This window comes from Segniliparus rugosus ATCC BAA-974, from assembly GCF_000185725.2.
GTDB lineage: Bacteria > Actinomycetota > Actinomycetes > Mycobacteriales > Mycobacteriaceae > Segniliparus > Segniliparus rugosus.
Window position 1 is genome coordinate 243,803 of sequence record NZ_KI391954.1, and the last position, 25,745, is coordinate 269,547.

General features: G+C 69.6%; 21 protein-coding genes and 1 pseudogene. 15 read left to right on the forward strand and 7 right to left on the reverse strand.

What is annotated here, in order from left to right; all coding sequences use genetic code 11:
- Positions 1-113 precede the first annotated feature (113 nt).
- Both HMPREF9336_RS11100 and gcvP read left to right on the forward strand, forming a co-directional pair.
- On the forward strand, positions 114-734 hold the full coding sequence (locus HMPREF9336_RS11100) for a MerR family transcriptional regulator (RefSeq protein ID WP_007467025.1): 621 nt from the start codon (positions 114-116) through the stop codon (positions 732-734).
- A gap of 146 nt (positions 735-880) precedes the next feature.
- Positions 881-3,664, forward strand: a complete 2,784-nt coding sequence (gcvP, locus tag HMPREF9336_RS11105; protein ID WP_021030527.1) for an aminomethyl-transferring glycine dehydrogenase — start codon at positions 881-883, stop codon at positions 3,662-3,664.
- A gap of 114 nt (positions 3,665-3,778) precedes the next feature.
- Here gcvP and HMPREF9336_RS11110 read toward each other — a convergent pair whose 3' ends face one another.
- Entirely contained in the window at positions 3,779-5,032 is a 1,254-nt protein-coding gene (locus HMPREF9336_RS11110) for an outer membrane protein assembly factor BamB family protein (RefSeq protein ID WP_007467028.1), read from the reverse strand.
- A 10-nt stretch (positions 5,033-5,042) separates the two neighbouring features.
- Positions 5,043-6,134: a glycerate kinase family protein gene (locus tag HMPREF9336_RS11115; protein WP_021030528.1), complete on the reverse strand. Its 1,092-nt coding sequence runs from the start codon at positions 6,132-6,134 to the stop codon at positions 5,043-5,045.
- Positions 6,135-6,163: 29 nt separating this feature from the next.
- Between HMPREF9336_RS11115 and HMPREF9336_RS17955 the strand changes: the two are divergent.
- Positions 6,164-6,889, forward strand: a pseudogene (locus tag HMPREF9336_RS17955) (acyltransferase); the annotation flags it as partial.
- Positions 6,890-6,920: 31 nt separating this feature from the next.
- Here the strand turns inward: HMPREF9336_RS17955 and HMPREF9336_RS11130 are convergent.
- Both HMPREF9336_RS11130 and rfbB read right to left on the reverse strand, forming a co-directional pair.
- The gene (locus HMPREF9336_RS11130; protein WP_007467034.1) at positions 6,921-8,198 is read right to left on the reverse strand and encodes a hypothetical protein; all 1,278 of its coding nucleotides are present in this window, start codon (positions 8,196-8,198) and stop codon (positions 6,921-6,923) included.
- Positions 8,191-9,198, reverse strand: a complete 1,008-nt coding sequence (gene rfbB / locus HMPREF9336_RS11135) for a dTDP-glucose 4,6-dehydratase (RefSeq protein WP_007467036.1) — start codon at positions 9,196-9,198, stop codon at positions 8,191-8,193. Before rfbB ends, HMPREF9336_RS11130 begins: the two co-directional genes overlap by 8 nt.
- Before the next feature lie 117 nt (positions 9,199-9,315).
- Between rfbB and HMPREF9336_RS11140 the strand changes: the two genes are divergently transcribed.
- Genes HMPREF9336_RS11140 through HMPREF9336_RS11150 form a run of 3 tightly spaced genes read left to right on the forward strand, consistent with a single transcriptional unit; the run spans position 9,316 to position 11,859 of the window.
- Complete coding sequence (locus HMPREF9336_RS11140) at positions 9,316-10,338, forward strand: alpha/beta fold hydrolase (protein WP_007467038.1); 1,023 nt, start codon at positions 9,316-9,318, stop codon at positions 10,336-10,338.
- Between the two features lie 28 nt (positions 10,339-10,366).
- Positions 10,367-11,263 carry a glucose-1-phosphate thymidylyltransferase RfbA gene (gene rfbA, locus HMPREF9336_RS11145; RefSeq protein ID WP_007467040.1) on the forward strand — a complete coding sequence of 299 codons (897 nt, stop codon included), beginning with the start codon at positions 10,367-10,369 and terminating at the stop codon, positions 11,261-11,263.
- Positions 11,260-11,859 carry a dTDP-4-dehydrorhamnose 3,5-epimerase family protein gene (locus HMPREF9336_RS11150; protein ID WP_007467042.1) on the forward strand — a complete coding sequence of 200 codons (600 nt, stop codon included), beginning with the start codon at positions 11,260-11,262 and terminating at the stop codon, positions 11,857-11,859. The genes rfbA and HMPREF9336_RS11150 overlap by 4 nt, the downstream gene beginning before the upstream one ends.
- 4 nt (positions 11,860-11,863) lie before the next feature.
- Here the strand turns inward: HMPREF9336_RS11150 and HMPREF9336_RS11155 are convergent, their stop codons facing one another.
- Positions 11,864-12,856: a DUF4349 domain-containing protein gene (locus HMPREF9336_RS11155; protein ID WP_007467043.1), complete on the reverse strand. Its 993-nt coding sequence runs from the start codon at positions 12,854-12,856 to the stop codon at positions 11,864-11,866.
- A 61-nt stretch (positions 12,857-12,917) separates the two neighbouring features.
- On the opposite strand from HMPREF9336_RS11155, the gene HMPREF9336_RS11160 reads away from it, so the two are divergent.
- Both HMPREF9336_RS11160 and HMPREF9336_RS11165 read left to right on the forward strand, forming a co-directional pair.
- Complete coding sequence (locus HMPREF9336_RS11160; RefSeq protein WP_021030531.1) at positions 12,918-13,484, forward strand: DUF1990 family protein; 567 nt, start codon at positions 12,918-12,920, stop codon at positions 13,482-13,484.
- A gap of 153 nt (positions 13,485-13,637) precedes the next feature.
- Entirely contained in the window at positions 13,638-14,060 is a 423-nt protein-coding gene (locus tag HMPREF9336_RS11165) for a hypothetical protein (RefSeq protein ID WP_007467047.1), read from the forward strand.
- Between the two features lie 63 nt (positions 14,061-14,123).
- Here the strand turns inward: HMPREF9336_RS11165 and HMPREF9336_RS11170 are convergent, their stop codons facing one another.
- Positions 14,124-14,834, reverse strand: coding sequence for a YoaK family protein (locus tag HMPREF9336_RS11170; RefSeq protein WP_007467049.1), 711 nt, complete (start codon positions 14,832-14,834; stop codon positions 14,124-14,126).
- A gap of 71 nt (positions 14,835-14,905) precedes the next feature.
- Here HMPREF9336_RS11170 and HMPREF9336_RS11175 point away from each other — a divergent pair, with 71 nt between their 5' ends.
- From HMPREF9336_RS11175 to HMPREF9336_RS11205, 7 genes are all read left to right on the forward strand, one after another.
- The gene (locus HMPREF9336_RS11175; protein WP_007467051.1) at positions 14,906-15,373 is read left to right on the forward strand and encodes a hypothetical protein; all 468 of its coding nucleotides are present in this window, start codon (positions 14,906-14,908) and stop codon (positions 15,371-15,373) included.
- Positions 15,370-15,810 carry a hypothetical protein gene (locus HMPREF9336_RS11180; RefSeq protein WP_007467053.1) on the forward strand — a complete coding sequence of 147 codons (441 nt, stop codon included), beginning with the start codon at positions 15,370-15,372 and terminating at the stop codon, positions 15,808-15,810. Before HMPREF9336_RS11175 ends, HMPREF9336_RS11180 begins: the two co-directional genes overlap by 4 nt.
- A 67-nt stretch (positions 15,811-15,877) precedes the next feature.
- Positions 15,878-17,395, forward strand: a complete 1,518-nt coding sequence (ftsY, locus tag HMPREF9336_RS11185) for a signal recognition particle-docking protein FtsY (RefSeq protein WP_007467056.1) — start codon at positions 15,878-15,880, stop codon at positions 17,393-17,395.
- 128 nt (positions 17,396-17,523) lie between these two features.
- Positions 17,524-18,873 (forward strand): ammonium transporter, encoded by a 1,350-nt coding sequence (locus tag HMPREF9336_RS11190; protein WP_007467058.1) that lies wholly within the window; start codon positions 17,524-17,526, stop codon positions 18,871-18,873.
- Between the two features lies 1 nt (position 18,874).
- A complete protein-coding gene (locus tag HMPREF9336_RS11195) occupies positions 18,875-19,213 on the forward strand; it encodes a P-II family nitrogen regulator (protein ID WP_007467060.1) in 339 nt (112 codons plus the stop codon).
- A gap of 121 nt (positions 19,214-19,334) precedes the next feature.
- On the forward strand, positions 19,335-21,731 hold the full coding sequence (locus HMPREF9336_RS11200; protein ID WP_021030532.1) for a [protein-PII] uridylyltransferase: 2,397 nt from the start codon (positions 19,335-19,337) through the stop codon (positions 21,729-21,731).
- A gap of 31 nt (positions 21,732-21,762) precedes the next feature.
- On the forward strand, positions 21,763-22,422 hold the full coding sequence (locus HMPREF9336_RS11205) for a hypothetical protein (protein WP_021030533.1): 660 nt from the start codon (positions 21,763-21,765) through the stop codon (positions 22,420-22,422).
- Positions 22,423-22,428: 6 nt separating this feature from the next.
- On the opposite strand, the gene HMPREF9336_RS11210 is transcribed toward HMPREF9336_RS11205, so the two are convergent.
- Positions 22,429-25,725: an arabinosyltransferase domain-containing protein gene (locus tag HMPREF9336_RS11210; RefSeq protein WP_040585818.1), complete on the reverse strand. Its 3,297-nt coding sequence runs from the start codon at positions 25,723-25,725 to the stop codon at positions 22,429-22,431.
- Positions 25,726-25,745: the final 20 nt, after the last annotated feature.

Sequence of the window (25,745 nt, forward strand, 5' to 3'; positions counted from 1 at the left end):
TTGTCACATGTTGATGCGGCGCTCGGGCGGCGGGCGTGGGCTGTTGGCCGTTGCCTCCCAGGGACCGTACCCTCAACGAGGCAAGCAAGACGCACGATGGGAGATCATCGCCGGTGAACGATCGGGTGAAGTCGGGTTCGACGAAAAAGGACGAGCCGACCAGTGAAGAACAGGGGCTCTTTCCCTTAGAGTCGCTCGGCGCGGCAGCGCCCGCCTCCTCGGACGAGGCGGTCGACCTCGAACTCCTCGGCTATCGGGCCCCCGTGGCGAGCGAGGTCGCCGGGATCACGTACCGCCAGCTCGACTACTGGGCGCGCACGGGGATCGTCGTCCCCTCGGTGCGCGGCGCGGTGGGGTCGGGCAGCCAACGGCTGTACTCCTTCAAAGACATCCTGGTCCTCAAGATCGTCAAACGGCTCCTCGACACCGGGGTCTCGCTGCAGAACGTCCGTCTCGCTGTCGAGCACCTGCATCAGCGCGGCGTCAAAGAGCTTTCGAACGTGACCCTTTTCTCCGACGGGGTCGGCGTCTACGAATGCACCTCAGGGGAAGAGGTGGTCGACCTCCTCCGGGGCGGCCAGGGCGTGTTCGGCATCGCGGTGGGCGGAGCCATGCGCGAGCTTTCCGGCGCGGTCATCGGCATGCAGTCGTTCCGCGTCGACGTTGAGGACCCCGAGCCCAGCGTCGAGGACGAGCTTTCCGCGCGCCGGAAGTCGAAAACGCGCGTCAGTTAGAAGTTCCCGCCGAACCTGGGATTTGGCGGCGCGCGCTAAACTGGGGAGTCTCGTTACCCCTACCCTTGGAGGCTTTTTTGAGCGCTGCGACCGGGCGTGTGTTCGCTGATCGGCATATTGGGCCGAACGAGGCGGAACTCGCGAAGATGCTCACCGAGCTTGGCGTGGAGAGCTTGGAGGCGCTCGCCGCGCAGGCCGTGCCGGGCTCCATTCTCGACGCGGCCCCCGGTTACGGCCTCGGGGCCTCGGCGGAGCGCGAGTTCCCCTGGGGCCAGGCGGAGCACGAGGTGCTCGACCAGCTCACGAAGCTCGCGGGGGAGAACACCGTCGCTGTCTCGATGATCGGCCTCGGCTACTACGACACCATCACGCCGACGGTGTTGCGCCGGGCGCTGGTCGAGAACCCCGCTTGGTACACGGCGTACACCCCGTACCAGCCCGAAATCAGCCAAGGGCGGCTCGAGGCGCTGTTGAACTTCCAGACCATGGTGAGCGACTTGACCGGGCAGGAGATCGCCAACGCGTCCATGCTGGACGAGGCGACCGCCGCTGCGGAGGCTATGACGCTCTTGCGCCGGGCGAGCAAGAGCAAGTCCGACCGCCTCGTGGTCGACGCGGACTTGTACCCGCAGACTCGCGCGGTGCTCGAAACCAGGGCCGAGCCGCTGGGCATCGAGCTGTTCGAGGCCGACCTCGCCAAGGGAGAGGAAGGGCTGCCGCCGGGGGACTTCTTCGGCGTGATCCTCCAGCAGTTCGGCGCGAGCGGGAAGCGCTTGCCGGTGAAAGATATCGTCGCCGCCGCGCATGGCCGCGAGGCGCTGGTGGCGGTGGGGACCGACCTGCTGGCAGCCACGCTCGTCGCCCCGCCTGGCGAGCTCGGCGCGGAGGTCTGTTACGGCTCGGCCCAACGCTTCGGGGTGCCGCTGGGGTTCGGCGGGCCGCACGCCGGGTTCCTCGCCACCAAGCAAACCCACGCCCGCCAGCTCCCCGGCCGTCTGGTCGGCGTCTCGGTCGACGCAGACGGCCAGCCCGCTTACCGGCTCGCGCTGCAGACCCGCGAACAGCACATCCGCCGCGAACGGGCGACGAGCAACATCTGCACCGCGCAGGTGCTCCTCGCCATCCTCGCCGCGATGTACGCGAGCTACCACGGCCCGGACGGGCTCAAAGCCATCGCGCGCCGGGCGCACGGCCACGCGGAGACGATCGCGGCCTCCCTCGGGGACGCGCTGGTGCACGACCAGTACTTCGACACCGTCCTCGCCCGCGTGCCGGGCCGGGCGGAAGCCGTGGTCGCCGCCGCGAAGCGGAGCGGGATCAACCTGCGTCTGGTCGACGCGGACCACGTGTCGGTGTCGTGCGACGAGGCGACCACCGAGGCCCATGTCGCGGCGGTGCTCGACGCGTTCGGGGTCGCACAGGCGGAGCCCCGCTGCGCGGAGGTCGCGGACCGGACTTCTCCGTACCTCACGCATCCGTCCTTCAACCGCTACCACAGCGAGACCGCGATGCTGCGCTACCTGCGCGAGCTTTCGGACAAGGACATCGCGCTCGACCGCTCGATGATCCCGCTCGGCTCCTGCACGATGAAGCTCAACGCCGCGGCCGAGATGGAGCCGATCAGCTACGCGGGCTTCGCCGGGATCCACCCCTTCGCGCCCGAGGCCGACACCGTCGGCTACCGCGCGATGATCAAGGGGCTTGAGGACGAGCTCGCGTTCATCACCGGCTACGACCGGGTGAGCTTGCAGCCGAACGCGGGCAGCCAGGGCGAGTTCGCGGGCTTGCTCGCGATCCGCGAGTACCACCGCAGCAGGAACGAGCCGCACCGCGACGTGTGCCTTATCCCGTCCAGCGCGCACGGCACCAACGCCGCCTCGGCGGTGATGGCGGGGCTTCGGGTCGTGGTGGTCGCCTGCCGCGAGAACGGCGACGTGGACCTGGACGATCTGAAAGCCAAGCTGGAAGTCCACGGCGAGAAGCTCGCCGCCATCATGATCACCTACCCGTCCACGCACGGCGTGTACGAGGTGCAGGTCAAAGAGCTGTGCGGCCTCGTGCACGACGCGGGCGGCCAGGTGTACATCGACGGCGCGAACCTCAACGCGCTCGTCGGCCTCGCCCGGCCCGGCCACTTCGGCGGCGACGTGAGCCATCTGAACCTGCACAAGACCTTCTGCATCCCGCACGGCGGCGGCGGCCCCGGAGTCGGGCCGGTCGCGGTGCGCGAGCATCTCGCCCCGTTCCTGCCGGGCCACCCGTTGCGCCCGGAGCTCGGCGACGGGCGCCCGGTCTCGGCGGCCCCGTTCGGCTCCGCGTCGATTCTGCCGATCAGCTGGGCGTACGTCCGGCTCATGGGGTTCGAGGGGCTGCGCAGGGCGACGCTTGTCGCGATCGCGTCGGCGAACTATCTCGCCAAGAGGCTCGACCAGCACTTCCCGGTGCTGTTCACCGGAGCGAACGGTCTGGTCGCGCACGAGTGCATCCTCGATCTGCGGCAGATCACCAAAGAGACCGGCGTGACTGCAGAGGACGTGGCCAAGCGCCTCGCCGACTACGGCTTCCACGCCCCGACGCTCTCCTTCCCGGTCTCGGGGACGCTCATGGTGGAGCCAACCGAGAGCGAGAGCCTGGAGGAGCTGGAGGCGTTCGTCGCCGCGATGACGGCGATCAAGGGCGAGATCGACCAGGTGGCGCGCGGTGTGTGGACCGCGGAGGAGAGCCCGCTGCGCGGAGCCCCGCATACCGCAAGGGCGGTCACCGCCGATGCGTGGGACCGGAAGTACTCGCGCGAGGTGGCGGCGTACCCGAAGGTGGCGACCGCGCGCCCGAGGCCGAAGGTGTGGCCAGGCTCGGCCCGCATCGACGGGGTCGCGGGGGACCGCAACCTGGTGTGCTCCTGCCCGCCGCTTGAAGCATATGCGGAGTGACGCCGACGGGGGCAGGAGCTTTAAAACCATCCAGGAAGGACCGGTCGAGGAACCTGAGATCGAGTCTTTGACCAGCAGCTTCGGGTAGAACCGGACGAGCCGGATGCGTCAGCGCTAGCCGAGCGCGATGAGCTGCCCGCCCTGCGCGAACACGATCTGGCCGCCCGGCGCGACGGAGATCCCCGGGGAAGGTCCGGGCCGCAGGTCGGGCAGCTCGGTTGTCGAGCGCGTCGCGCCCGTGCCCGCGTCGAAGCGCAGCAGCGCCGACCCAGTCCCGCCGGGCGAGGCGATGAGGACGAAACCGTCGCTCGCCCCGGTCAAGGTCACAGGCGAGAGGCAGCGCAGGTCGTCGCGTTTCCAGAGCTGTCCTTTGTCGGTGTACGCGGCGAGCGCGGCAGGATCGGAGCCCGCGCCGAGGATGGTCGTGCCGTCCGGAGCCATCGCGGGCACGCTCGTCCCGGCTCGCCCGGTGGGCGCGCTCCAGAGTTTCGCCCCGCTGTCCATGCGATACGCGGAGAGCTGGCCCCCGCCGTCGACCGCGACAACGGCGGCCCCGTCCGCGCTGATCACGGGTGTGCCGAACGGGCCGGAATGTTCGGCGGTCGCCCGCCAGTCCACCCAGAGGCTCTTGCCCGCCGCGTCGTAGCGCATCCCGACGAGCTGGGCCGCTTCGGCCCCCGGCGGCCAGAAGCTCAGCACGAACCGTCCTGAACGGGAGTCGTAGGCGGCAGGAGCGGCGACGGGGCAACGCGGGCCTCGGACCGCGCAGTCGGCGAGGCCTTGCGCCGAGTCCGCGCGATTGGACACCGGCACGAGTTCGATCGGCGGGCTCGTCGTTCGCCCGTTGACGGTGTCGAGGACTTCGATTTGCCCGAGGTGGGTGACGACGAGGAGGTTGCCGTCCCCGGTGAAGGCGGAGCCGACCGGGGTCCCGAGAACAGGATCGCTCCATTTCACCGAGTCGTTCTGGGCGAGGGCGGCCACGGTCCCGGCCTGCCCGAGATACGTGGTGTCGAATTGGTCCACCAGCGGGGTGGACAGCTCCACGCCGAGATAACGGCGCAGGCACCAGCGTTTGCGCCCGTCCGCGAGGTCGAACGAGAACGTGTTGCAGCCGGACTCGGTGAGCGCGGTGACCCCGACGAAGCCGCGGGAGGAGACCGACGGCTGGGCGTAGCTCTGGCCGAGCAGCGGGCGGGACCAGAGCACCGCGAGCCGCTCGGGCGGCAGCTGGTCGGCGTGGCCCGAGTTCCGGCCGTCCCCTCGGGCTCCGGGCCAACCCTCGGAATAGCCCCGCCGCACCCACGAGTCGTCCTGGCACGCGGCCAGTCCGGCCACGAGCAACAGCGATATCAATATCCGGCGCATCGGGTCGAGCTTAGTGGTTTGCCGTCTTCGTGTTCGCCACGGTCCAATTCGCCGCGACGTGCTCGGCGAGTTTGCGCAGTTGGTTCTCCGCGTCGGTGAGCGCGAGGTCGACCGAGCCCGCGAACTCGCTCATCGAATACGCGTCCGCGATGCCCGCGATGCGCGCTTGCGCGGGGTCGAGCCGCACTTGCCCGGCGAGCGCGATCGTCCGCGCTCCGGCCCGAGCCGCCGCTTTCGCGAGCGCGGAGACGACTTTGCCCCGCACGGACTGATCGTCGAGCCTGCCTTCGCCGGTGATCACCAAGTCGGCGCGGGCCAGCAGCGCGCTTTGGCCGGTGCGCTCGGCGATCAGCTCCGCGCCAGAACGCCGCGAGGCTCCCAGCGCGAACAGCGCGGCTCCGAGCCCGCCCGCCGCCCCGGCCCCTGGCAGACTGGCCACATCGCGTTTGACGACGCGCTGGAACTCGGCGGCCGCCGAGGACAGCCGCGCCTCGAGAAGTTTGACCGTCGCCGCGTCCGCGCCTTTTTGCGGGCCGAACACGCGCGCAGCGCCGGACGGCCCCAGCAGCGGGTGCTCCACGTCGGTCGCGGCGATCAGCCCCACCCCGGCGAGGATGCCCCTCGCTTGGGCCAGCCCGCCGAGCACCGCGAGCATCCCTGCCCCGGCGTCCGTGCAGGACGAGCCGCCGAGCCCGACGACGATCGTCGTCGCGCCGTAGTCGACCGCGTCGACGATGAGCTGGCCGACGCCCCGGCTGTGGGCGGCGAGCGCGGTCTCGGGCGTCGGGGGGCCGTCCAGGAGGTGGAGCCCGCAGGCCTGCGCGCACTCCAAATAGGCGACGAGGTGTTCGGAGTCGCCGACGGCGTCGATCAGCCAGCGGGCCTTTGTCGCGGCCCCGAGCGGCCCTTGGACGAAGGTGGTCTTGCGCGAGCCGAACTGCGCGGCGAGCACGCTCACGAAACCGGGGCCGCCGTCGGACTGCGGGGCGAGGGCCAGCTCGTCCGCCGGGCGCGCCGCCGACCAGCCTTCGGCGATGGCCCTCGCGGCTTGGGCCGAGGAGAGCGTTCCGCCGAACGAATCAGGAGCTATGACCACTCGCATTTTTGGAGTCTATTACTCTTTTTCCCGATATGACGAGCATGTGGAACGCCCCGTTGCGCGAACGCTGGCGCGGCGAGCGGCTGCGCGACGAGAAGCAGGCGAAATTTCTGACGCTGGCCTCGCTGAAATGGGTGCTGCGCAACCACGCCTACACTCCCTGGTACTTGGTGCGGTACGCGCGGTTCGCGAAATTCAAGCTGCTGAACCCGCACGTGATCACCAGGGGCATGGTCTTCCTCGGCAAAGGCGTGGAAATCCACGCCACACCGGGCCTCGCCCGCCTGGAGATCGGCAGATGGGTGCACATCGGGGACGGCAACGCGATCCGCGCCCACGACGGGTCGTTGAAAATCGGGGACAAGACGGTGTTCGGCAAGGACAACGTCGTGAACTGCTACCTCGACATCGAGTTCGGCGAATCGGTGCTGGTGGCGGACTGGTGCTACATCTGCGACTTCGACCACGTCATCGACGACATCACGACGCCGATCAAGGACCAGGGCATCGTCAAAGGGCCGGTGCGGATCGGCCCGGACACCTGGATCGCCGCGAAGGTGAGCGTGCTGCGGGGCACGCGGGTCGGCAGAGGCTGCGTGCTCGGGGCGCATGCCGTGGTGAAAGGCGAGGTCCCGGACTTCTCCATCGCGGTCGGCGCGCCCGCCCGCGTGGTGAAGAACCGGAAAGAAGCCTGGGAAGCCAAGGCCGCCGAGCGCGCGGCGCTGGCGAAAGCCCTCGCCGACATCGAGCGGAAAAAACCAACGGCGCGGCTGGCGAGGAGTAGAGCGGCTACGTCGGGATCGGGGCGGCGCGGAATCTGCTCCGCCGCCACCAGGGCAGTTGGAGCCAGGCGCGCTGCTTGGCGCATAGTTCCGCGATCTCAGCCGCCCCGTCCTGCACCGCGCACAGCCGAGCCGCGATCTGGCCGACAGCAGACTCCAACGCCGCGCCCTCCTCGGAGTCGAAGCCGCTCGCTGCGACGACCGCCCTGTCCAGAGTGTCGACGGACTCGGCGAGCGCCCGCCACACCGCCCCGGCCTTGCGCAGCCCGTCCGGCTCCACGACGGCTTGGCCCAACGCGGACGGCGGCGGCGCGATCCGCATTTCGACCACCTCTTTGACCTTCGCCGCATCCGGCAGGAAGCCGCGCCCGCCGCCCGCGCCCCACTCCGTGATCTCCCAGTTCCGGCCCGCCTGGCGGACGGACCTGGTGAGCAGGCCCATGGCCCGGAGGCAGTCGCCCGCGAGCAGGAACACCGCCTGCGAGCGCAGGTCGTACTGCTCCGCCCACTCCCGCTCTTTGCGCCCGGCGAGCGGGCCGACCCCCTCCAGCGCCAATGCCGCCGCGATCAACGCCTTGAGCAGGTCCTCGTTCGCCGCAACGAGGACATCCGCGAGGAGGTAGAGGCCGACGGGGGAGAGGTGGCCGTACAACCCGGCCTGCTCCGCCGCGTCGGCGGCCGCCGACGCGGCTTCGGACCGCTCCGGCTGGGTCTCGGCGAACAGATCCGCGCGGAACATGCGGGCGTTCATCCGATCGGCTCGCGCGTACGCCTCCCTCGCGGCGCGCACCCCCGCGCCCAGCTTGGCGAGGCGCAGGGCGACGTCCTGCGCGCGCTTGAGCCAGAGCCGGTGCTCTGCCGCATACCCGGAGCCGTCTTCGCCGAGATGCCGCTCCGCCTGGCCGATCAGCTCGTCCCGACCTGCCAGCGCGGCCTTGAGCTCTTCCTCTTGCGCCTGGAAGTGCGCGGCGGCGTGCTCCATCAGCTCGAAGAGCTCCACCTCCGTCCAAACTCGATCCGCCGTCCCAGACGGCGGCTGCGGCGCTCCCCGCGCCGAGTCCGCTGCGGGCAAGAGCGCGAGGATGGCGAGCTCTTCGTCCAAAAGCGCGCGGGCTCTCCCGTCTGCCAGCTCCCATTCCGCGCCGAATAGGGTGGCGGCTTCCCCCGCCCACAGCTCCCACAATCGGTCGGCGACGAGCCGGGTCCGGTCGAATTGCCCCCTGGTCCGAGCGTTCTGCTCGTTCAGCGAGGCCACGATCCGCGACCAGCTCTGATCCTCAGCCACGGGAGCCTTGTTCCCGCCGAGCGTACTGCGCTTCGACCCCGGATTTCTCCCCGATCCACCAGTCCCGGTGCTCCCGGTACCACTCGACCGTCTCGCCAAGGGCGGCGCGGAAGTCGGTTTTGCGCGGGCTCCAGCCCAGTTCCGCCGTCAATCTGCCTGCGTCGAGCGCGTACCTGCGGTCATGCCCTGGGCGGTCGACGACGAGCTCGATGCGCTCCGGGTCCGCGCCGACGAGTTCGCACAGCAGCTGCGCGACGGCGAGGTTGCCCTGCTCGTTGTCGGCTCCGATGTGGTAGGTCCGGCCAGGCTCGCCCTTGGCCAAGATCGCCCACACCGCGTCGTTGTGGTCGTCCACGTGGATCCAGTCCCGCACGTGCTTGCCGTCCCCGTACACCTTCACCGGCCCGCCGAGCAGCAGGTTCGTGATTTGGCGCGGGATGAACTTCTCCACATGCTGCCATGGGCCGAAATTATTCGTGCAGTGCGAGACGGTGGCCTCGATCCCGAACGAGCGCACCCAGGCGCGCAGCAGCAGGTCCCCGCTCGCTTTGGACGCGGAATAGGGGCTCGACGGATTGAACGCGTCCCCTTCGGCGAAGCGCCGGTCCTCGCCAAGCTCGAGGTCCCCGTACACCTCGTCGGTGGACACCTGGTGCAATCGCGCCCCATGCCGACGGACGGCTTCGAGCAGGGCGAAGCTGCCGAGGACGTTGGTGCGCACGAACGAGCCGGGGTCGGTGAGCGCATGGTCGTTGTGCGTCTCCGCCGCGAAATGCACCACCGCGTCCGTCTGGCGGACCAAATCGTCCACCAGCGCCTCGTCGGTCACGTCGCCTTTGACGAACTCGATCCGCTCCGCGACCGCGCCGAGCGTGTCCGCGTTCCCCGCGTAGGTGAGCGCGTCGAGGACGACGATGTCGACCTCTGGCCGGGTTTGCAACGTCCTGTGCACGAAATTGGCCCCGATGAACCCGGCTCCGCCGGTCACGAGAAGCTTCATGCGCCCCAGTATCGCAGAAGCGCCGCCGCCGTCGCGGAGCCCGTCGCAGGAAGCCGCGACGGGCTCCGCAGGGCGCTTCCGGTCGCGCGGAACGCGCCGAGCGGCGATGATATTGCGATGACTGCGATCCAAACTCCTCCGGCGCGGGGGGCCGGGCAGAGCCCTTCGCTGGAGTTTTGCACCGTCCACGGCTATCGGCGCGCCTACCGCGTCGCCGGCTCCGGCCCCGCCGTGCTCCTCATCCATGGCATCGGCGACAACTCGTCCACCTGGGACGAGGTGCAGACCGCGTTGGCGAGCCGGTTCACCGTGATCGCCCCGGACCTGTTGGGCCACGGCAAGTCGGACAAGCCGAGGGCGGACTACTCCATCGCCGCGTACGCCAACGGCATGCGCGACCTTTTGTCCGTCCTCGGGATCGACCGGGTCACCGTGGTCGGGCATTCGCTCGGCGGCGGGGTGGCGATGCAGTTCGCGTACCAGTTCCCCCAGCTCGTGGAGCGCCTGGTCCTCGTCGCGGCTGGCGGAGTCACCAAGGACGTGAACATCGTGCTGCGCGTCGCCTCGCTGCCGTTCGTCGCGGAGTCTCTGCCGCTCCTCCGCCTGCCTGGCGCGCTGGCTTCTTTGCGGTTCGCGGGGGACGCGCTCGACCGGATGCTGCGGACCGCGGGGCTGCAGCTCGACATCCCCGACGTGGTGCGCATCCTCGCGGACCTGCCGGAGCCGACCGCGTCCTCCGCGTTCGCGCGGACGCTGCGCGCGGTGGTCGATTGGCGCGGGCAGGTGGTCACCATGCTCGACCGATGTTATTTGGCCGAGTCGATCCCGGTGCAGCTGGTCTGGGGGACGCAGGACCAGGTCATCCCGGTCAGCCACGCCCGACTCGCGCACTGCGCGATGCCGGGCTCGCGGCTGGAGGTGTTCAAAGGCTCCGGCCATTTCCCGTTCCACGACGATCCGGCGCGTTTCGTGCGCGTGGTGGAGGAATTCATCGAGACCACCGAGCCAGCCGAGTACGACTCGGAGCGGTTGCGCGCCATGCTGCGCCACGGCGCGCGGGAGGAGGACATCGCGGGCTCGGCCGAGACGCGGATCGCCGTGCTCGACGCGATGAAGCACGACGAGCGCGGCGCGAGCTGACCGCAGGCTCCCTGATAGTCTTCACCGTATGCGAGGCGTCATCCTCGCCGGTGGCGCAGGCTCCCGGCTGCACCCGATCACTTTGGGCGTGAGCAAGCAGCTCCTCCCGGTGTACGACAAGCCGCTTATTTATTACCCGCTGACCACGCTGATCAGCGCGGGGATCACCGACATCCTGATCATCACCACGCCGCAGGACGCTCCCGCCTTCGCGCGGCTCCTCGGCTCGGGCGAGCAATTCGGCGTGCGCTTGAGCTACGCCGAGCAGGCCGAGCCGAAGGGCATCGCCCAGGCGTTCGTCATCGCGAAAAAGCATATCGGCGGTGGCGACGTGGCGCTCATCCTCGGCGACAACATCCTCGCCGGAGCCGGTCTTGAGCCCGAGCTGGAAGGCCCGGCCTCAGCCCCGCTGCGCGGCGGCGTCGTTTTCGCGTACGAGGTGTCCGACCCCGGCCGGTACGGCGTTGTGGAGTGGGACGAGGACGGCAACGCGGTGGGCCTTGTGGAGAAACCCGCGAGGCCGAAGTCGAAGCACGCCGTCACCGGGCTCTACTTCTACGACAACGACGTGGTCTCCATCGCGCAGGAGCTGCGGCCCTCGGCGCGGGGGGAGTACGAGATCACCGATGTCAACCTCGCGTACCTCGCGGCAGGGCGGCTCTCGGTCCGCGTCTTGCCGAAGGGGTCCGCGTGGCTCGACGCGGGCACGTTCGACTCCCTCCTCGAGGCGGGGAACTACGTGCGGGTGATCGAGGAGCGCCAGGGGCTGCGCATCGGCTGCCCGGAAGAGGTCGCCTGGCGGCGCGGGCTCATCGACGACGAACAACTCGACCGCGCGGCGCGAGCGCACGCGAACTCCGGGTACGGCGCGTATCTGGCGACGCTGCTCGCCCACCCGAGGGCGAAGGAGACAGGACAGTTATGACGCAGTGGCGGGAATTGCCCATCGCAGGGGCTTGGGAGATCACGCCCGAGCTGCACTCGGACGACCGGGGCGTGAACGCGGAGCTCTTCCGGGCGGGGGCCACGCGCGAGGCGACCGGCCGGGACTTCACGACGGCGCAGGTCAACTGCTCAGTCTCCAAGGCCGGCGTACTGCGCGGGGTGCATCTGGCCCTTGGTCCGGACGGAACTCTGGCCGGGGGCCAGGAGAAATACGTGACTGTCGCTTCGGGCAGCGTCTTCGACGTGGTGGTGGACCTGCGCTCCGACTCGCCCACCTTCGGGAAATGGGAGGCGGTGCTGCTCAGCGGCGAGCGGCGCAACGCGGTGTTCCTCTCGGCGGGGCTCGGGCACGCCGTCCTCGCGTTGACGGAGGACACGGTCTTGCTCTACCTCTGCTCCAGCGAGTACGACCCCCGGCTGGAGCGCTCGGTCGACGCGCTCGACCCGGCGCTCGCCATCGCCTGGCCGAGCAAGGACGCGCACGGCCACGCGATCGAGTTCTTGCGCTCCGAGCGCGACCACGCGGCGCTGCGCCTCGCCGAGGCCATCGCCTCGGGGACGCTCCCGGAGCGCTGAGCGCTTAGGCGCGCCGCCCGCGCAGCAGCCGCCAGCTCAAGCGGGCGGCAATGAGCGCCGCGACGACCGGGGCGGCCCACACCGCGAGCCAGGAAATCGAGGTCACCACCCATCGCACGGTGGCGACGAGGTCGGACCAGCCGGAATGCAGTCCCGCGCTCACCCAGCCGCGCTGCGGCTCTGCGGGTTTTTTCCCGAGCAAGGTGAGGGTGAGCGAGACGGTCTGCGTCCGTTTGTCCAGCCCCTGCTGCTGGCGTTGCAGCTCCAAGAGGCGCGAATGCTGGGCGGTGAGCTGGTTCTGGACCTTGACGAGGACATCGGGGTCGTTCGTCTGCGCGCGCAGCTGCTCCAACCGTCCGATCGTGGCTTGGACGTCCGCAAACTCCGCCGCGAGGTCGGTGCTCTGCTGGCTGGTGTTCGTGGACTGCGAGTTGGCGTACGTGACCTCGCCGAGCGCCCGGAGCCGCGAGACGGCCTGGTCGAACGTGTCGACCGGGATCTGCAGCCCCAAGGCGACGTAGCCGCTGTAGTCCTTCGCCTTTTCGGCGGTCTTGGTCGGATCGACCTCCCGGACGTTGTCCCCTTCGTTCTGCTGCTGCACGGAGGCTCCCGACTCGGCTCCGATCCGCAGCGCGTCCTCCTTGGCCTTCTTCAGGTCGCCGGTCTCCACCCGGAGGGTCTGCGTTGTGGCCATGGAGGGGGAGGAAGGAGCGCTCGGAGCCCAGTTGGGGCTTGCTCCCCTCGGGGTCAGGGGCACACCAGGTATGCCCGAGTCCATATACCCAGGGCCGGAGTCGGCCTCCGCGTACGCCTCGGGGGCGGCGCGTTTGCCCGACTGGCTCTCTTTGCCGTGCGAGGGGCCGTTGATCGAGCCGCCGTGCTCGCAACCGGCGAGGGCGGGCACGACCGCGAACGCCGCGAGCAGGAGGAAAGCGGGCAGGACGGTTTTCGCGGAGGAGCGGTTCGGCCGAGTGCGGTTGAGGTTGCGCCGGAACATGCGAGCACTGTAGCGCCGTCCCCTGACGCCGAGCTGTGAGGCGCGCGAGTAAGCTCGGCCCATGTCGTTCAGGGCCAGCGCGCTCAGTGGTCGGTACGTCCCGTTGCCGGAGGACAGGGCGCGGGTGCTGCGCGCGGCCCCGTTCACGTATTCGGCCCAGGGGGCGACCAGGGGCGAGACGGACCGGCAGAGGTTCTTCCTGCCGCTCGCGGCCTCGAAGGCGATCGGAACTGGCGAGGCGCGTTTCCATCGGGCGGCGGCCGCCGTGCTCACCTGGCAGGCGCAACGGGGCGCCGGGATCACCGTCCGGGCCTCTGCGTCCTTTGTCGCCGAGGGCGAGGTGGTGGACCAGCGCGTCGGCCCGGTCTCCGCGCCCTGCCGGGTGGTGTACGTCGTGGACGAGCCGCGCCGCAAGGGCTTCGCGTACGGCACTTTGCCGGGGCATCCAGAGCGCGGGGAGGAGCGGTTCCTCGTCTCTTGGGACCCGCAGACGGACGAGGTCCGCGTCGAGGTCAGCTCCATCTCGTTGCCGTCGGGGCCATGGCTGCTCGCGCTGCCCGTCCTGCGCGTCGTGCAGCGGTTTTTCGTGCGGCGCTTCCTCCTCGCCGTCGAGCGGGCCTCCCGCTAGGGAGAGCGGTGTGGCTCGGGTTTTCTGCGAGGCTGCTGGGAATTCTCAGGTTTGGTTGGGCCTGCTGGTGGTGGGGGGTTATGATCCGTTTGTCTCGCGAGGGGGTCTCCCGCGCAGGGATTGATCACACGACATCGAAATGGAGTTCGCCCTATGGGTATTTCCGCTATTCCGTCTCGTCGCGCCTTGATCGCCGCGCTGGCCGCGCTGGGTCTGCCGGTCGCCGCTGGTTTCGCGGTGTCCGGGTTCGCGCCGTCGACTTTCGCCCCGCAGGCCACTGCTGCCGCGGCCGCGGACGAGGACGGTGACGACGCTGGTCCTGCCGACACGGACGACGACGCCGCTCCTGCGGACGAGCAGGCGGGCGAGGAGGCCGAGCCTTCGGACGACCTGCCGTTCTGCGACGACCTGGCGAAGGACGAGCGCAAAGAGGCCAAGGACAACGGCGAGTGCAAGGACCGCCCGACCAGCAGCTCGAAGACCTCGTCCAGCACGCCGCAGACCACGGTCACCACGTCCTTTGTGACCTCGACGCCGCCGCCCCGGACGCTGGGCACGGCTGGCCCGACCCACTGAGGTCCGAACTGTGACGGCGCGGGGGCCGAGACGACCGGTCTCGGCCCCCGCGCTGTTCCTGTCTTAGCCCCGGGCCGTCTCGGGCTCCTCGGCTTTCCTCGGCGCGAAAGCGTGCGCCAGCGTCACGCAGGTCACGGAGGCCGCCGCGACGGCGGTGACTCCCGCGGTCGCCGCTCCTGCGGGAAAGACCCGCAGGAGCAGGGCTCCAACGCCGGCTCCCGCCATGATCATGCTGATCGAGGCGATTCTGCGCCATGGCTTCGGCCGAGCGCCGGCTCCGAACCGGCTTTCCGAGGCGAGTTGGGTGATCGTGGTGGTGAGCACCGTCGTGGTCAAATCGGCCATGCCTATGATGCGCACAGTCGCGTTCTGCAGGCCGAATCCGACGGCGAGGAGAGCGATGAAAACGGAGGTCAACGCCAAATCCTCGCGGAACCGGGTGGTCAAAGCGAGGAGCGCGGCGGTGAGCAAGAGGAGCGCGTGCAGGCCCCAGACCGCCGTGTGCCAGTCTCGCGGCCTGTGGCGCAGCGAACGCCACAGCCTGCCGCCCGCGGCCGCTCCGCACATGTAGGCGACGAGCGAGACGAAACTGCCCAGCGCGTTCCGGCCGGAGCCGTCCGCGACGCTCACGCCGAGGAACACGACGTTGCCGGTCATATTCGCGACGAAGACGTGGCCGAGCCGCAGGAAACCGACCGCGTCGATCAGCCCGGCGGTGAACGTCAGCACCAGCAAAACAGCCACAGTGGCCCGTTCGCCGAGCGGAGAGTGCATGCTGTGAGCTTAGCTTGAGCCGGTACAGTGGCAGAGGCCGCCGAACGGCGCTCTGCGAAAGGAACAGACTCATGATGCCCAGAAGATTCTCCCGAAAAATGTTCTGCGCCGTCGCTGTCGCCGCGTTCGCCTCGGGCGGCGCGGCCGGCTGCGGGAAAGACGATTCGGGGAATGGCTCCGCGAGCGAAGCGAACGGAGTGAAGGTGACATACGAGATCAGCTCGACCACCGCCAAGCCGTTCCGGGTCACCTACATCGAGAAGACCGACTCGGACAGCGCGGCGGACCTCGAGAAGACGATGGCGACGGCCACGGCGGCCTCGTCGTGGAAGAAAGAGGTCGTCCTGAGCAAGGGGACCGACTACGCCATGGTCGTCGTGACCCCGGATCTGACCAACTTCGACACAGCGACGAGATATTCCTGCAAGATCGTCGCGGACGGGAAGACCGTGGACGAGAAAAAGGACCAGCAGGGCGTCATCGGCTGCGCCGGGCTCAAGCTCCGGGACCAGGTGAAGAAGGCGGGTTCCTCGTCGTGACCGTCTGTCGTTCGGCCCTTGCCCCGACGAGGAGCGCCGCGGCGCTCCTCGTCGCCGCGCTCGTCGCGGCTGTGGGGCTCTTCGCCCCCAGCCCGGCCTTCGCGGACGGGGCGGGGGTGACCTACGAGGTCACCTCGTCCGGCAGCAAGCCCTTCAAGGTGATGTACGTGGTGGCGACTGACGCGGACGACCTCAACCGGACGCATGAGAAAGCCGAGAGCGAGACGGTGGGCTCGCCGTGGCGCAAGGACGTGTTTTTGAGCCTCGGGGCCGACTACGCCATGGTCATGGTCATGTCCGACCCGGCGAACATCGATCCGACGGCGAAGTTCAGCTGTAGGATCTCAGTCGGTCTCCAGCAGATCGACGCGGCCTCCCAGCAGGGCATGGCCGGCTGCGCGGGGCAGAAGGTCAAAGAACGGCCCAGGAACAGATAAGCCGGGTCGGCGTGGCAGTCGGAGCCGACAGCTTGCGGCAGGCTCGGGCGAATTGTGAGGGAGTGAAGTGAGCACAGAGAGCTGGATCGTCGTCGCCGTTGTCGCGGTCCTTCTGATTTTGGCGGCGGCGGGCGGCGCTCTGCTCGTCTCGCGCAAACGGAAGATCAGCCTCGCCCCGAAGGCCGATTCGAAGCCGGAGGCTTCGACGTACCAGGCCAAGGGCGGTTTCAGCTTCAGCGAAGGGGGCTCCGGCGCGACGACGCTGGAGCCGCCCCCCGCGAGGATTCCGGAAGCTCCCAAAGAACCGGCGAAGGTCGAGGCGACGAGGCCGGGGGACCAGGGCGATGAGATCCAAGGCGCGCCGGGCCGCGGTGCGCCGGAAGAGAGGGACACGAGGGGGGGAGCGGAGCCAGAGACCGAGGCCTGGGCCCCGACGGGCCTGCCCGGGGTGGGGGACGACGCCTCGACTCCGGTGGACTCGCCCAAGCCCACGCTGCGCGACGTCAAGCTGCCCGAGCCGACAGCGGAGCCAGAGCCAGAGGCCGCTGAGCCTGAGGTCGAGCCAGAGCCCGAGCATGTCGCCGAGCCGGAGCCGGAACCCGAACCTGTTCTTGCGGAGCCCAAGGCGGAAGCTGCGCCTGAGGAGCCCCCGGCGGAGGAGATCGTGCCCTCGGGGGAGCGGTGGGGCAATTTGCGCGGCAGGCTCGCGCGGTCGCAGAACAGCGTCGGTCGCGCCCTCGTCGGCCTGCTCGGCGGCGGCGACCTGGACGAGGAGTCGTGGGAAGATGTCGAGGCGACGCTGCTCACCGCCGACCTCGGGGCCAGCACCACCGAAGGGGTCATCGAGAAGCTGCGCGAAGCCCTCGCCCGCTCGGAAGTGCGTTCCGAGGCCGAAGCGCGGGCAGTGCTCAAAGACGTGCTGGTCGCCGAGCTCAAGCCGGAGTTCGACCGCTCGGTCCGAGCGTTGCCGCACGCCGACCGGCCGTCGGTGGTCCTCGTGGTCGGAGTGAACGGCACCGGGAAGACCACGACCACCGGCAAGCTCGCCCGTGTGCTGGTCGCGGACGGGCGCCGCGTCCTGCTCGGAGCAGCGGACACGTTCCGCGCGGCGGCCGTGGAGCAGCTCAAGACCTGGGGCCAGCGGGTCGGGGCCGAAGTGGTCGCGGGGGCCGAGGGCGCAGACCCGGCTTCGGTCGCCTTCGAGGCTGTGAGCCGGGGGGTCGAGGCCGGCGCGGACGTGGTCCTCATCGACACGGCGGGCCGTTTGCACACCAAAACCGGCCTGATGGACGAACTCGGCAAGATCAAGCGCGTTGTCGAGCGCAAGGCGGGGGTGGACGAGGTGATCCTCGTCCTCGACGCCACCATCGGCCAGAACGGGCTTCTGCAGGCGAAGGTCTTCTCCGAGGTCGTGGACGTGACCGGCGTGGCGCTCACCAAGCTCGACGGCACCGCCAAGGGCGGCATCGTCTTCGCCGTGCAAAAGGAGCTTGGCGTGCCGGTCAAACTGGTCGGCCTCGGCGAGGGGAAAGACGACCTCGCGCCGTTCGAGCCGAACGCCTTCGTCGACGCTTTGCTGGGGTAGTTCCTCGCGTTAACGCCTCTGTAACATGATCATGGCGTGACCGCAATATGCGTTCTGCACTCTGCTCGGAGGTCGAAGCCGACCGAACTCGCCCCGCGCGAGCCCGACCCCGATGGAGGTAATGCGTAGTGCCCCCGAGTTTCAGTGCAGGCGACACCGCGTGGCTGCTCGTCAGCGCCGCCCTGGTCATGCTCATGACCCCAGGCGTGGCGTTCTTCTACGGCGGCATGGTCCGGTCGAAGAACGTGCTGAACATGCTCATGATGACCATGAGCGCGCTCGGCGTGGTCACGATTCTGTGGGCGTTGTACGGCTACTCGGAGGCGTTCGGGGACGACACGTGGCATTTCTTCGGCAGGATCCCCCAGTATTTCGGCCTGAAAGGGCTGATCGGGAAGGACGCGGACGGCGCGGCGGTCCCGATGTCCGGCACGACGCCGCAGATGGCGTTCGTGGCCTTCCAGCTCATGTTCGCGATCATCACCGTGGCCCTCGTCGCGGGGGCGGTCGCCGACCGGCTGCGGTTCGGCCCGTGGCTGCTTTTCTCGGCGCTGTGGGCCACACTGGTGTACTTCCCGGTCGCCCACTGGGTCTTCGACTTCAACGGGAAGGACGACAAGGGGAACATCGTCCACCACGGCGGCTGGATCGCGAACCAGCTGCTGGCCATCGACTTCGCGGGCGGCACCGCCGTCCACATCAACTCGGGCGTGGCGGGCCTGGTGCTCGCGATCATCCTCGGCAAGCGCAAGGGCTGGCCGAAGACCTCCATGCGCCCGCACAATCTGCCGTTCGTCATGCTTGGCGCGGGCTTGCTCTGGTTCGGCTGGTACGGATTCAACGCGGGATCGGCGCTCACCGCCGGAGCGACCGCCAGCACGGTGTTCGTCACGACGACCGTCGCCACCGCCGCCGCGATGCTCTCCTGGCTGCTGGTGGAGAAGCTCCGCGACGGCCACGCCACTTCGCTCGGCGCGGCTTCTGGCATTGTCGCGGGCTTGGTGGCGATCACCCCGTCCTGCTCGTCGGTGAACGTGCTCGGCGCGCTCGCCATCGGCGCGGCGGGCGGCGCGGTCTGCGCGGTAGCCATCGGCCTGAAGTACCGGCTCGGCTACGACGACGCCCTCGACGTGGTCGGCGTGCACATGGTCGGCGGCATCACCGGAACCCTCTTGGTGGGCCTGTTCGCCGCTCCGGAAGCGCCTGCGGGGATCAAGGGGCTCTTCTACGGCGGGGGCTTCGACCAGCTTTGGCGCCAGGCCGTCGGCGCGGGCGCGGTGCTCCTGTACTCGGCAGCGGTGACCGCGGTCATCGCACTGGCGATCAAACACACCATCGGCCTGCGCGCCGACCCAGAGGGCGAGGCACGAGGACTCGATGAGAGCGAGCACGCGGAGTCCGCGTACGATTTCAGTGCCGTCGGCTCAGGCTCAGCAGAACGGCGGGCGTTCGCTGAGGCCGGATTAAGGAGTGAATGAGATGAAATTGGTGACCGCGATCGTCAAGCCCTTCACGCTCGAAGACGTGAAGACCGCGCTGGAGCAGTCCGGCGTCGTCGGCATGACCGTGAGCGAAGTGCAAGGCTACGGGCGGCAGAAAGGTCACACAGAGGTCTACCGAGGCGCGGAGTACTCCGTGGATTTCGTGCCGAAGGTCCGCGTCGAGGTGATCGTGGACGACTCCGCGGCGGACCAGGTCGCGCAGGTGATCGTGGACGCCGCCCGCACCGGCAAGATCGGCGACGGCAAGGTGTGGATCACGCCGGTGGAGTCGGTGGTCCGCGTTCGGACGGGCGAGCGCGGCACCGACGCGCTGTAGCGGGCCCGCACGGCGTTCTCTGCCTGTTCCTCGCTCTTTCCAGCGAGGTTGGACATCGGGCCGCCGCGCCTGTCGGCCGCTCCTTCCGCGCTCTGTCGCGCCGTCTCCTTACACTGAGCGTATGAGTCATGGCGCGGCGGTCGGCCTTCGCGACAGCGTTCGCTCGCTCGTCGCCTCCGAGCTCCCTGCCGCCCAGCTCCGAGGCGAGCTGCAAGGATTGCTTGAGGGGTGGCTCGCGGATCTGGCGGCGGGTTTGGGCGTCGGACCGGGCTCGGGCCTCGCCCTGGTCGCTGTCGGCGCGCTCGGTCGGGGCGAGTTCTTGCCGCATTCGGACCTCGACCTGGTGCTGTTGCATCGGGACCGGTCGCCGGACGAGGTCAAGGCCGTCGCCGAGGGGCTGTGGTACCCGATTTGGGACGCGAACATCGATCTCGACCACGCGGTGCGCACGACGGACGAGATGCTCGCCGTGGCGCAGTCGGACCTGCGCGCCGCGCTCGGCCTGCTGCGCCGCAGGCTCGTCGCCGGCGACGAGGACTTGTACCGCGCCGCCGTCGACCCGGTGCTGCGCAGCTGGCGGCGCAGCGCGCGCGAGCGCCTGCCCGAGCTGCTCGGCAGCGCGCGGGAGCGGTGGAAACGGTTCGGCTCGGTGGCGCACCGCGCGGAGCCGGATCTGAAATCCGGCAAGGGCGGCACCAGGGACGCGGAGCTGCTCGACGCGTTGGCGCTGGCCCAGCTCACCGACGGCGTGCCCGCGCTCACCGACGAATCGCCTGGCGGCGGGTTCGCGCGGGCGTACGCGGACTTGCTCGATATCCGCACGCAGCTGCGCCGGGTCACCGGCAAGGGGCGCGACCAGCTGCTCGCCCAAGACGCGGACGAGGTGGCGGCGGGCCTCGGAGTCGGCGACCGGTTCGATCTGGCGAGGGCGCTGAGCGGGATCGGCCGGACGGTCGAGTATTGCGTCGAGGTGGGCCTTCGGGTGGCGCACAACGCGGTGTCCGCGCCAGACGCCCGGCAGCGCCGTCCTTTGGGGGAGGGCGTGGTCGCCCATGGCGGCGAAGTGGCCTTGGCCAAAGAGGCGCGTCCGGATCTCGGGTTGGTGCTTCGAGTCGCCGCGTCCTCGGCGGCTTCGGGGCTGCCGATCAGCCAGGCCACGCTCTTGCGGCTCGCCGCTTCGGACGTGAGCCAGCGGTGGACGCGGGAGATGCGCCAGAACTTGCTCACCGTGCTCGGCGCGGGCAGTCGGACCGTGCGGGTGGTCGAGGCGTTGGACCGGACCGGGCTGTGGGAGCGGATGTTCCCCGAATGGGATGCGGTGCGCGATCTGCCGCCGAAAGACCCTATCCATGTCTGGACCGTCGACCGGCATCTCGTGGAGGCCGTTGTGCAGGCTTCTTCGCTGACCACGCGGGTCGCCCGCCCGGATCTGCTGCTGATCGGGGCGCTGCTGCACGATGTGGGCAAGGGGCGGGACGGGGACCACAGCGTGATCGGGGAGCGCCTGGCCCGGCAGATCGGCGAGCGTTTGGGCCTGCCCGGCGTGGACGTGGACCGGCTGGCGGTTGTGGTGCGCCAGCATTTGCTCTTGCCGACCCTTGCGATGCGCCGAGATGTGCGCGACCGGGCGACCGCCGAGCTCGTCATGGCCGAGATAGGCAAGGACGAGGTGGTGCTCGAAGTGCTCGCGGCGCTCTCCGAGGCGGATTCGTTGGCGACCGGTCCGGGCGTGTGGGGCGAGTGGAAGGCGCGGTTGATCGGTGAGCTTGTCGCGAGCTGCCGCAGGCTCTTGGCGGGAGAGGACGGCGAGCAGCAAGCCGAGGCCGCTCCTTCGGCGCGGCTGACGGACCGGGCCGAGCCGTTGCTCGCCCGAGCCAAAGAAGCCCGCGAGCTGCCCGGTCGAGTGCTTGTCGAATGGGCATGGCAGCCGGGAGAGGCCGATGGCGGGGCGGGGGAGCTCATCATGGTCGCCCCCGACTCCATCGGCCTGCTGGCCAAGATCACCGCGGTGCTCGCGCTGCATGGTTTGCGCTGTCATCGCGCCGAACTCGCCGAGACCGAGGGGTTCGCGGTCGCGGCGTTCGCGGCGAGCCCCCGATTCGGCTCGTTGCCTTCGGCGCAGATTATCCGGCAGGATTTGCTCCGCGCGTTGGGCGAGGGCTGGGATGTGCTGGAGGCGCTTGCCGACCGGTCGCGGAAGGAGGCGGAGAACCGGGTGCGCTCGGTCCTGCCGGTCGCCGTGCCGACTGCGTCGCGGACTGCCGCGCCGAAGGTGTTCTGGCTACCGGGACCGGCCGAGGACCAGGCTTCGGTCGAGGTGCGAGCGGCGGACCGGGTCGGGCTGCTCGCCAGCTTGGCCGCCGTGTTCGCCGAAGCAGGGGTGAGCGTGCTGGAGGCTCGGGTGGAGACGTTGGGGCTTTCCGTGGTCGACGTGTTCGTGCTGCCAGCCGCGCAATTGCCCGAAGATCTCCGCAAACGGCTCGATGCCGATCTCATGGACGTGTGCAACGCTATGTAGCTTCCGCTGTGGCGCAGATTACAATGGGCGCATGATGATCGATGGAATCTTCAAGATGGGCCTGCGCATCGCCCACCGAGGGGCTCGTCTTGGCATCGATGCGGCCCAGGCTGGCCTTGACCTCGCGAAAGCTGTGATCAACCTGCTCGACCCCGAAGCCGAAGGCAGTCAGACGAAACAGGATCAGATCGGCAACCTGCTCGACGCGCTGGAGGCCATGGTCGGGCTGGTCGGCGCGGATCGTCCGCTCGGGGAGGCGCTGCGTCCTGGCGGGGCGATCGATCGGCTTTTCTCCCAAGGAGGTCTGATCGACCGGCTCGCCAGCGCAGACGGGCTGCACGCGGTGATCAAAGACGCGATTGCCCCGGAGCTCGCGCAATTGGACGGGACCATCAACGATCTGCGCCAGGTCGCGGAGAACCTCAACGCCGCCGCCACCCCGCTGGGCAGGGTGGCGGCGCGGGTGCCGAAGTTCCTCCGCAAGCCGTTGCCGTACGAGCTGGAGCAGCAGGAGGAGCCCGCCGCGCGCGCCGACTTCGCTGCGGAGCACGGCTCGCCCATCGCGCAATTGCGCGACGACGGCCACGCCCTTGTGAATCCGAATCTGTCGCAGGGCGGCGCTGTCTCCGCGAACGGCAACGGACATCTCAACGGCAGCGGCCATCTGGGCGGCAGCAACCCGCGCGGCTGAGCTGCGCTAGTGCAGCTTTGACGGGTCGGTCTCCCAGGAAGAGCCCGCGACACCGGACCCGAGCGGGCCGGGGTTGGCCAGTCCGGAGCGCGTGACCGTCTCGGTCGTCACCTCGGCGGGCAGGCCTTGCTCGCGGGGGATGAGGCGTTGTGCCTTGCCCCAGTCCACGCCCAAGGCTCCCTTGAGATAGGTGGGCATCGTGACGGCGTGCGCCACGGACTCGACGATGCCGCCGGGCCCGCCGCCGAAAGCGTCCATCCACGGGCGGAACGCCGAGTCGGTCACCCGGTCCGGGGAGATGTGGTACTTGGGCAGCTCGATGACGCCGTTGCGATAGCCGAAGGGCCGCATGCAGGGGAAACCGAGCCCATCCTCCCAATCGGCGAAGACAGGGTCCGTCCGTCCGACGACCTGCTGCAGGGTGGCGAGTTTGGGGACCCTCGGCGGGGTGAGCGCGATCCACTGGCTGGGGCCGGGGAGGTCGAGGCGCACCTTGACCCGCACCGCCTTCGCGTTCTTCGGGATATCGCCAAGGCGCAGATCGCGCCAACCCGGCGCGCGGTCGGCCGCGATCATGGCGACCGAAGGGCCTTGCGCCTTGTTCTTCGACGGGTCGTCGTGGAGATCTCCCCCGCTTGCGGGGGAGAATTCGAGCTGCACCGCGCTCGTCGGGAAGTAGCCCACTGCCGCCAGCGTTATGAGAGCAGGGTTCTCGGGGAGCCGGTACCAGCGGCTGGTCAGCTCCGCGAGCGGCGGGACCGCGCCGGCCGCGCCCGCGCTCTGCCCGGTGGCGCTGATGACCAGCGGCGTCGCCTTCGGGTCGAGGCCGAAGCCGATCAGGTCGGCGGGGTCGGCGGGCGGGACCGGATGGAGCGGATCGACCGTCGGCCCGACATCGGGCAGGTTCGCCTGGGCCAAGAGGCTCTCGGTGTTTTGATCGTGCGGGGTCGTGATGGCGAAACCTCGCGCGCCTTCGCCGAGGAGGGCGTCCGCCGCGCTGCCGGAGTCCGAGACCGGGCGCAGGATCGACTTTTGCGGATCCGTGTCCACGAGCACCGCGTCCGCGAGGCCGCATTCGCCTCGGCCCGCGACGGCGGAGACGCTCCGCGCGCCTGTGCTGTAGCTGACCGTCGCGGCCTGGACCGATGTGGCCCCGAGCTCGACGACGAGGGTCAGGAGCGCGCCGATCAGGATGCCCGAGGCGATGAACCGGCGGTCCAGCAGCACGCGGCCGAGCCGCCCGCCGTTGCCGAAGAGATGCAGGAAGAACGCCACCGCAAGGGCGAGGCCGCCGAGGTAGTAGAAGACGGTGCCGAGGCTGACTCCGAACCGGATCGCCGTGGTCCGGAACGGAGCGCCGTAGCCAGCCGGGTACCACCAGTCGTTCGGCGCGGTGTAGGTCAGGCCGATCAGGAAGAGCAGCGCCGCCGCGTACACCGCGCGAGTGCGGGCGGTGGCGATGGCCAAGACCGCCGCCGCGCCGGCCGCGACGACTGCGGCCCCGAGCCCGGCGAACGCGCCGAAGTGGTGCGTCGGCTTCGTCGGGGTGAGCATCAGACAGAGCAGTCCGACGAACGTGAGGCCGACGATCCTGCGGGTGGGCCCCACTCGCAGATCCAGCCGGGCGTGCCGTCCGAGCCGCGCGGTGATCGCCGCGCGCCAGAGGATCCCGGCGACGACAACGAGCACGAGCAGCATGATGAGCATCGGGAAACGACGGGAGAACGCGCCGTCCGGGGAGAATCCCATGAGCCCTTGGTAGCGGGCGATCTCCTCGTACCAGTGCAGCCGGGGGCCGACCACGATCTTCGCCGCCGTCGCCGCGCGGAACGCCCCGTAGGAGATGCGCCAGAACCCGATCAGGCTCACCGAGCAGAACGCGGCTGCGATGGGAGCGAGGATCGCGGCGTACGCAAAGACCACGTGGCCGCGACCGCTGCCGGGCATAAGCCGCGCCGCCTTCTCCTTGAACAGGCGGAGCAACGGCCGCGCGGCGAGGATCGCGGTGAAGTACACCATCGCTCCGGTGGGGCCGCAGGTCAGCGTGGCCGACGCGGTGATCCCGGCGAGACCGATCGGCAGGAGCCTGCGGGCGGTGATCCCGTGCTCGACCAGCGCCCAGGTGCCGAGGACGCCGAGCGCGATCCACGACTCCGGGCGCAGCCCGTTGTCGTACGCGAGCACGAAGCAGAGGAACACGAGCGCGGCGGACCAGCCGCCGATCAACGCGGCCGCCTTCGAAGTCTGTCGCAGCAGCCTCGGCAGGACGAACCGGGAGAGAACGATCCACGTGCCGAGGTTCACGAACAGCGTGGGCAGGCGCAGCCACGGACTGGAGACTCCGGTCTCCGTCATCAGCTTGATGATCTGGTAGAACCAGCCGACCGGATCGTCGGGCGCGCCGAAGTAGCGGTAGTAGTTCGCGATGTAGCCGCCGTCTTTGGACGCTCTGGCCATGGTGGCCAGGTAGTTGTCGTCCGGGGTGTTCGCGCCGATGACATGCCAGACCGCCAGCGCCGAGGCGACCACCGCGTCCGCCGGCCGGGGCGTGAGCAGCAGCCGCCATGGGATCGGCCGCCGGCTCGGTCCGCGCCGGTCGCCGAGCGCGAGCGCGATGAGCGAAATCAGGAGCAGGACCGAGGTGGCGACGAGCACGCCGAGCTTGAGCGGGGTCGGTTCGGTGAGGAAGCGGGAGTCGACGACGGCGTTCGCCCGGAGCCCGGCGAGCGCCTGGTCGTCCCGCGCGCCGGAGAGGTCCGTGTAGAACCCGACGATCTGCGGGCGAAGGTTGGCCCCCGTGCGATGGACGGACACGGCGGGGGCCCCGTGCGCTTCGACGGCGGTCTCGCTCCGTGTGGAGCGCACGACGAGCGCTTGGCAGCCGGGGTCCGCGAATTTCGCCGCGTCGGCGGTGACCAGTGTCTCGCCCCGCAGGACGACTTGGAGGCTGCGCGCCCCTTCCGGGCCGACCACGCGGACGACGAGCCCCCGCGTGGTCGCGAGCGAGGAACTCGCGGGAATGGTGGAGAAGATCGTCGTGTCGCCGGGCGCGGCGGCCTTGTCCGCCACGACGCGGCACGGGACGCGCAGGTCGAAGGATTCGGGGAAATACGACAACAACGGCGCGTTCGTGTTGCCGACCACTCGGCTCGGCCAGGTCAGCGCGGCTGTGCGCTCCTTGACGGGCAAGAACGGGACGGCGACGGCTCCGAGCACCGCCAACACGCCTGCGAGGAGCGCGACGACAAGGGCTGCGGGCGGGCGCTTCGGCTGGTCGGGCGAGGACAGGGACGATGTTGACACGGACATTGATCGTACGTTGG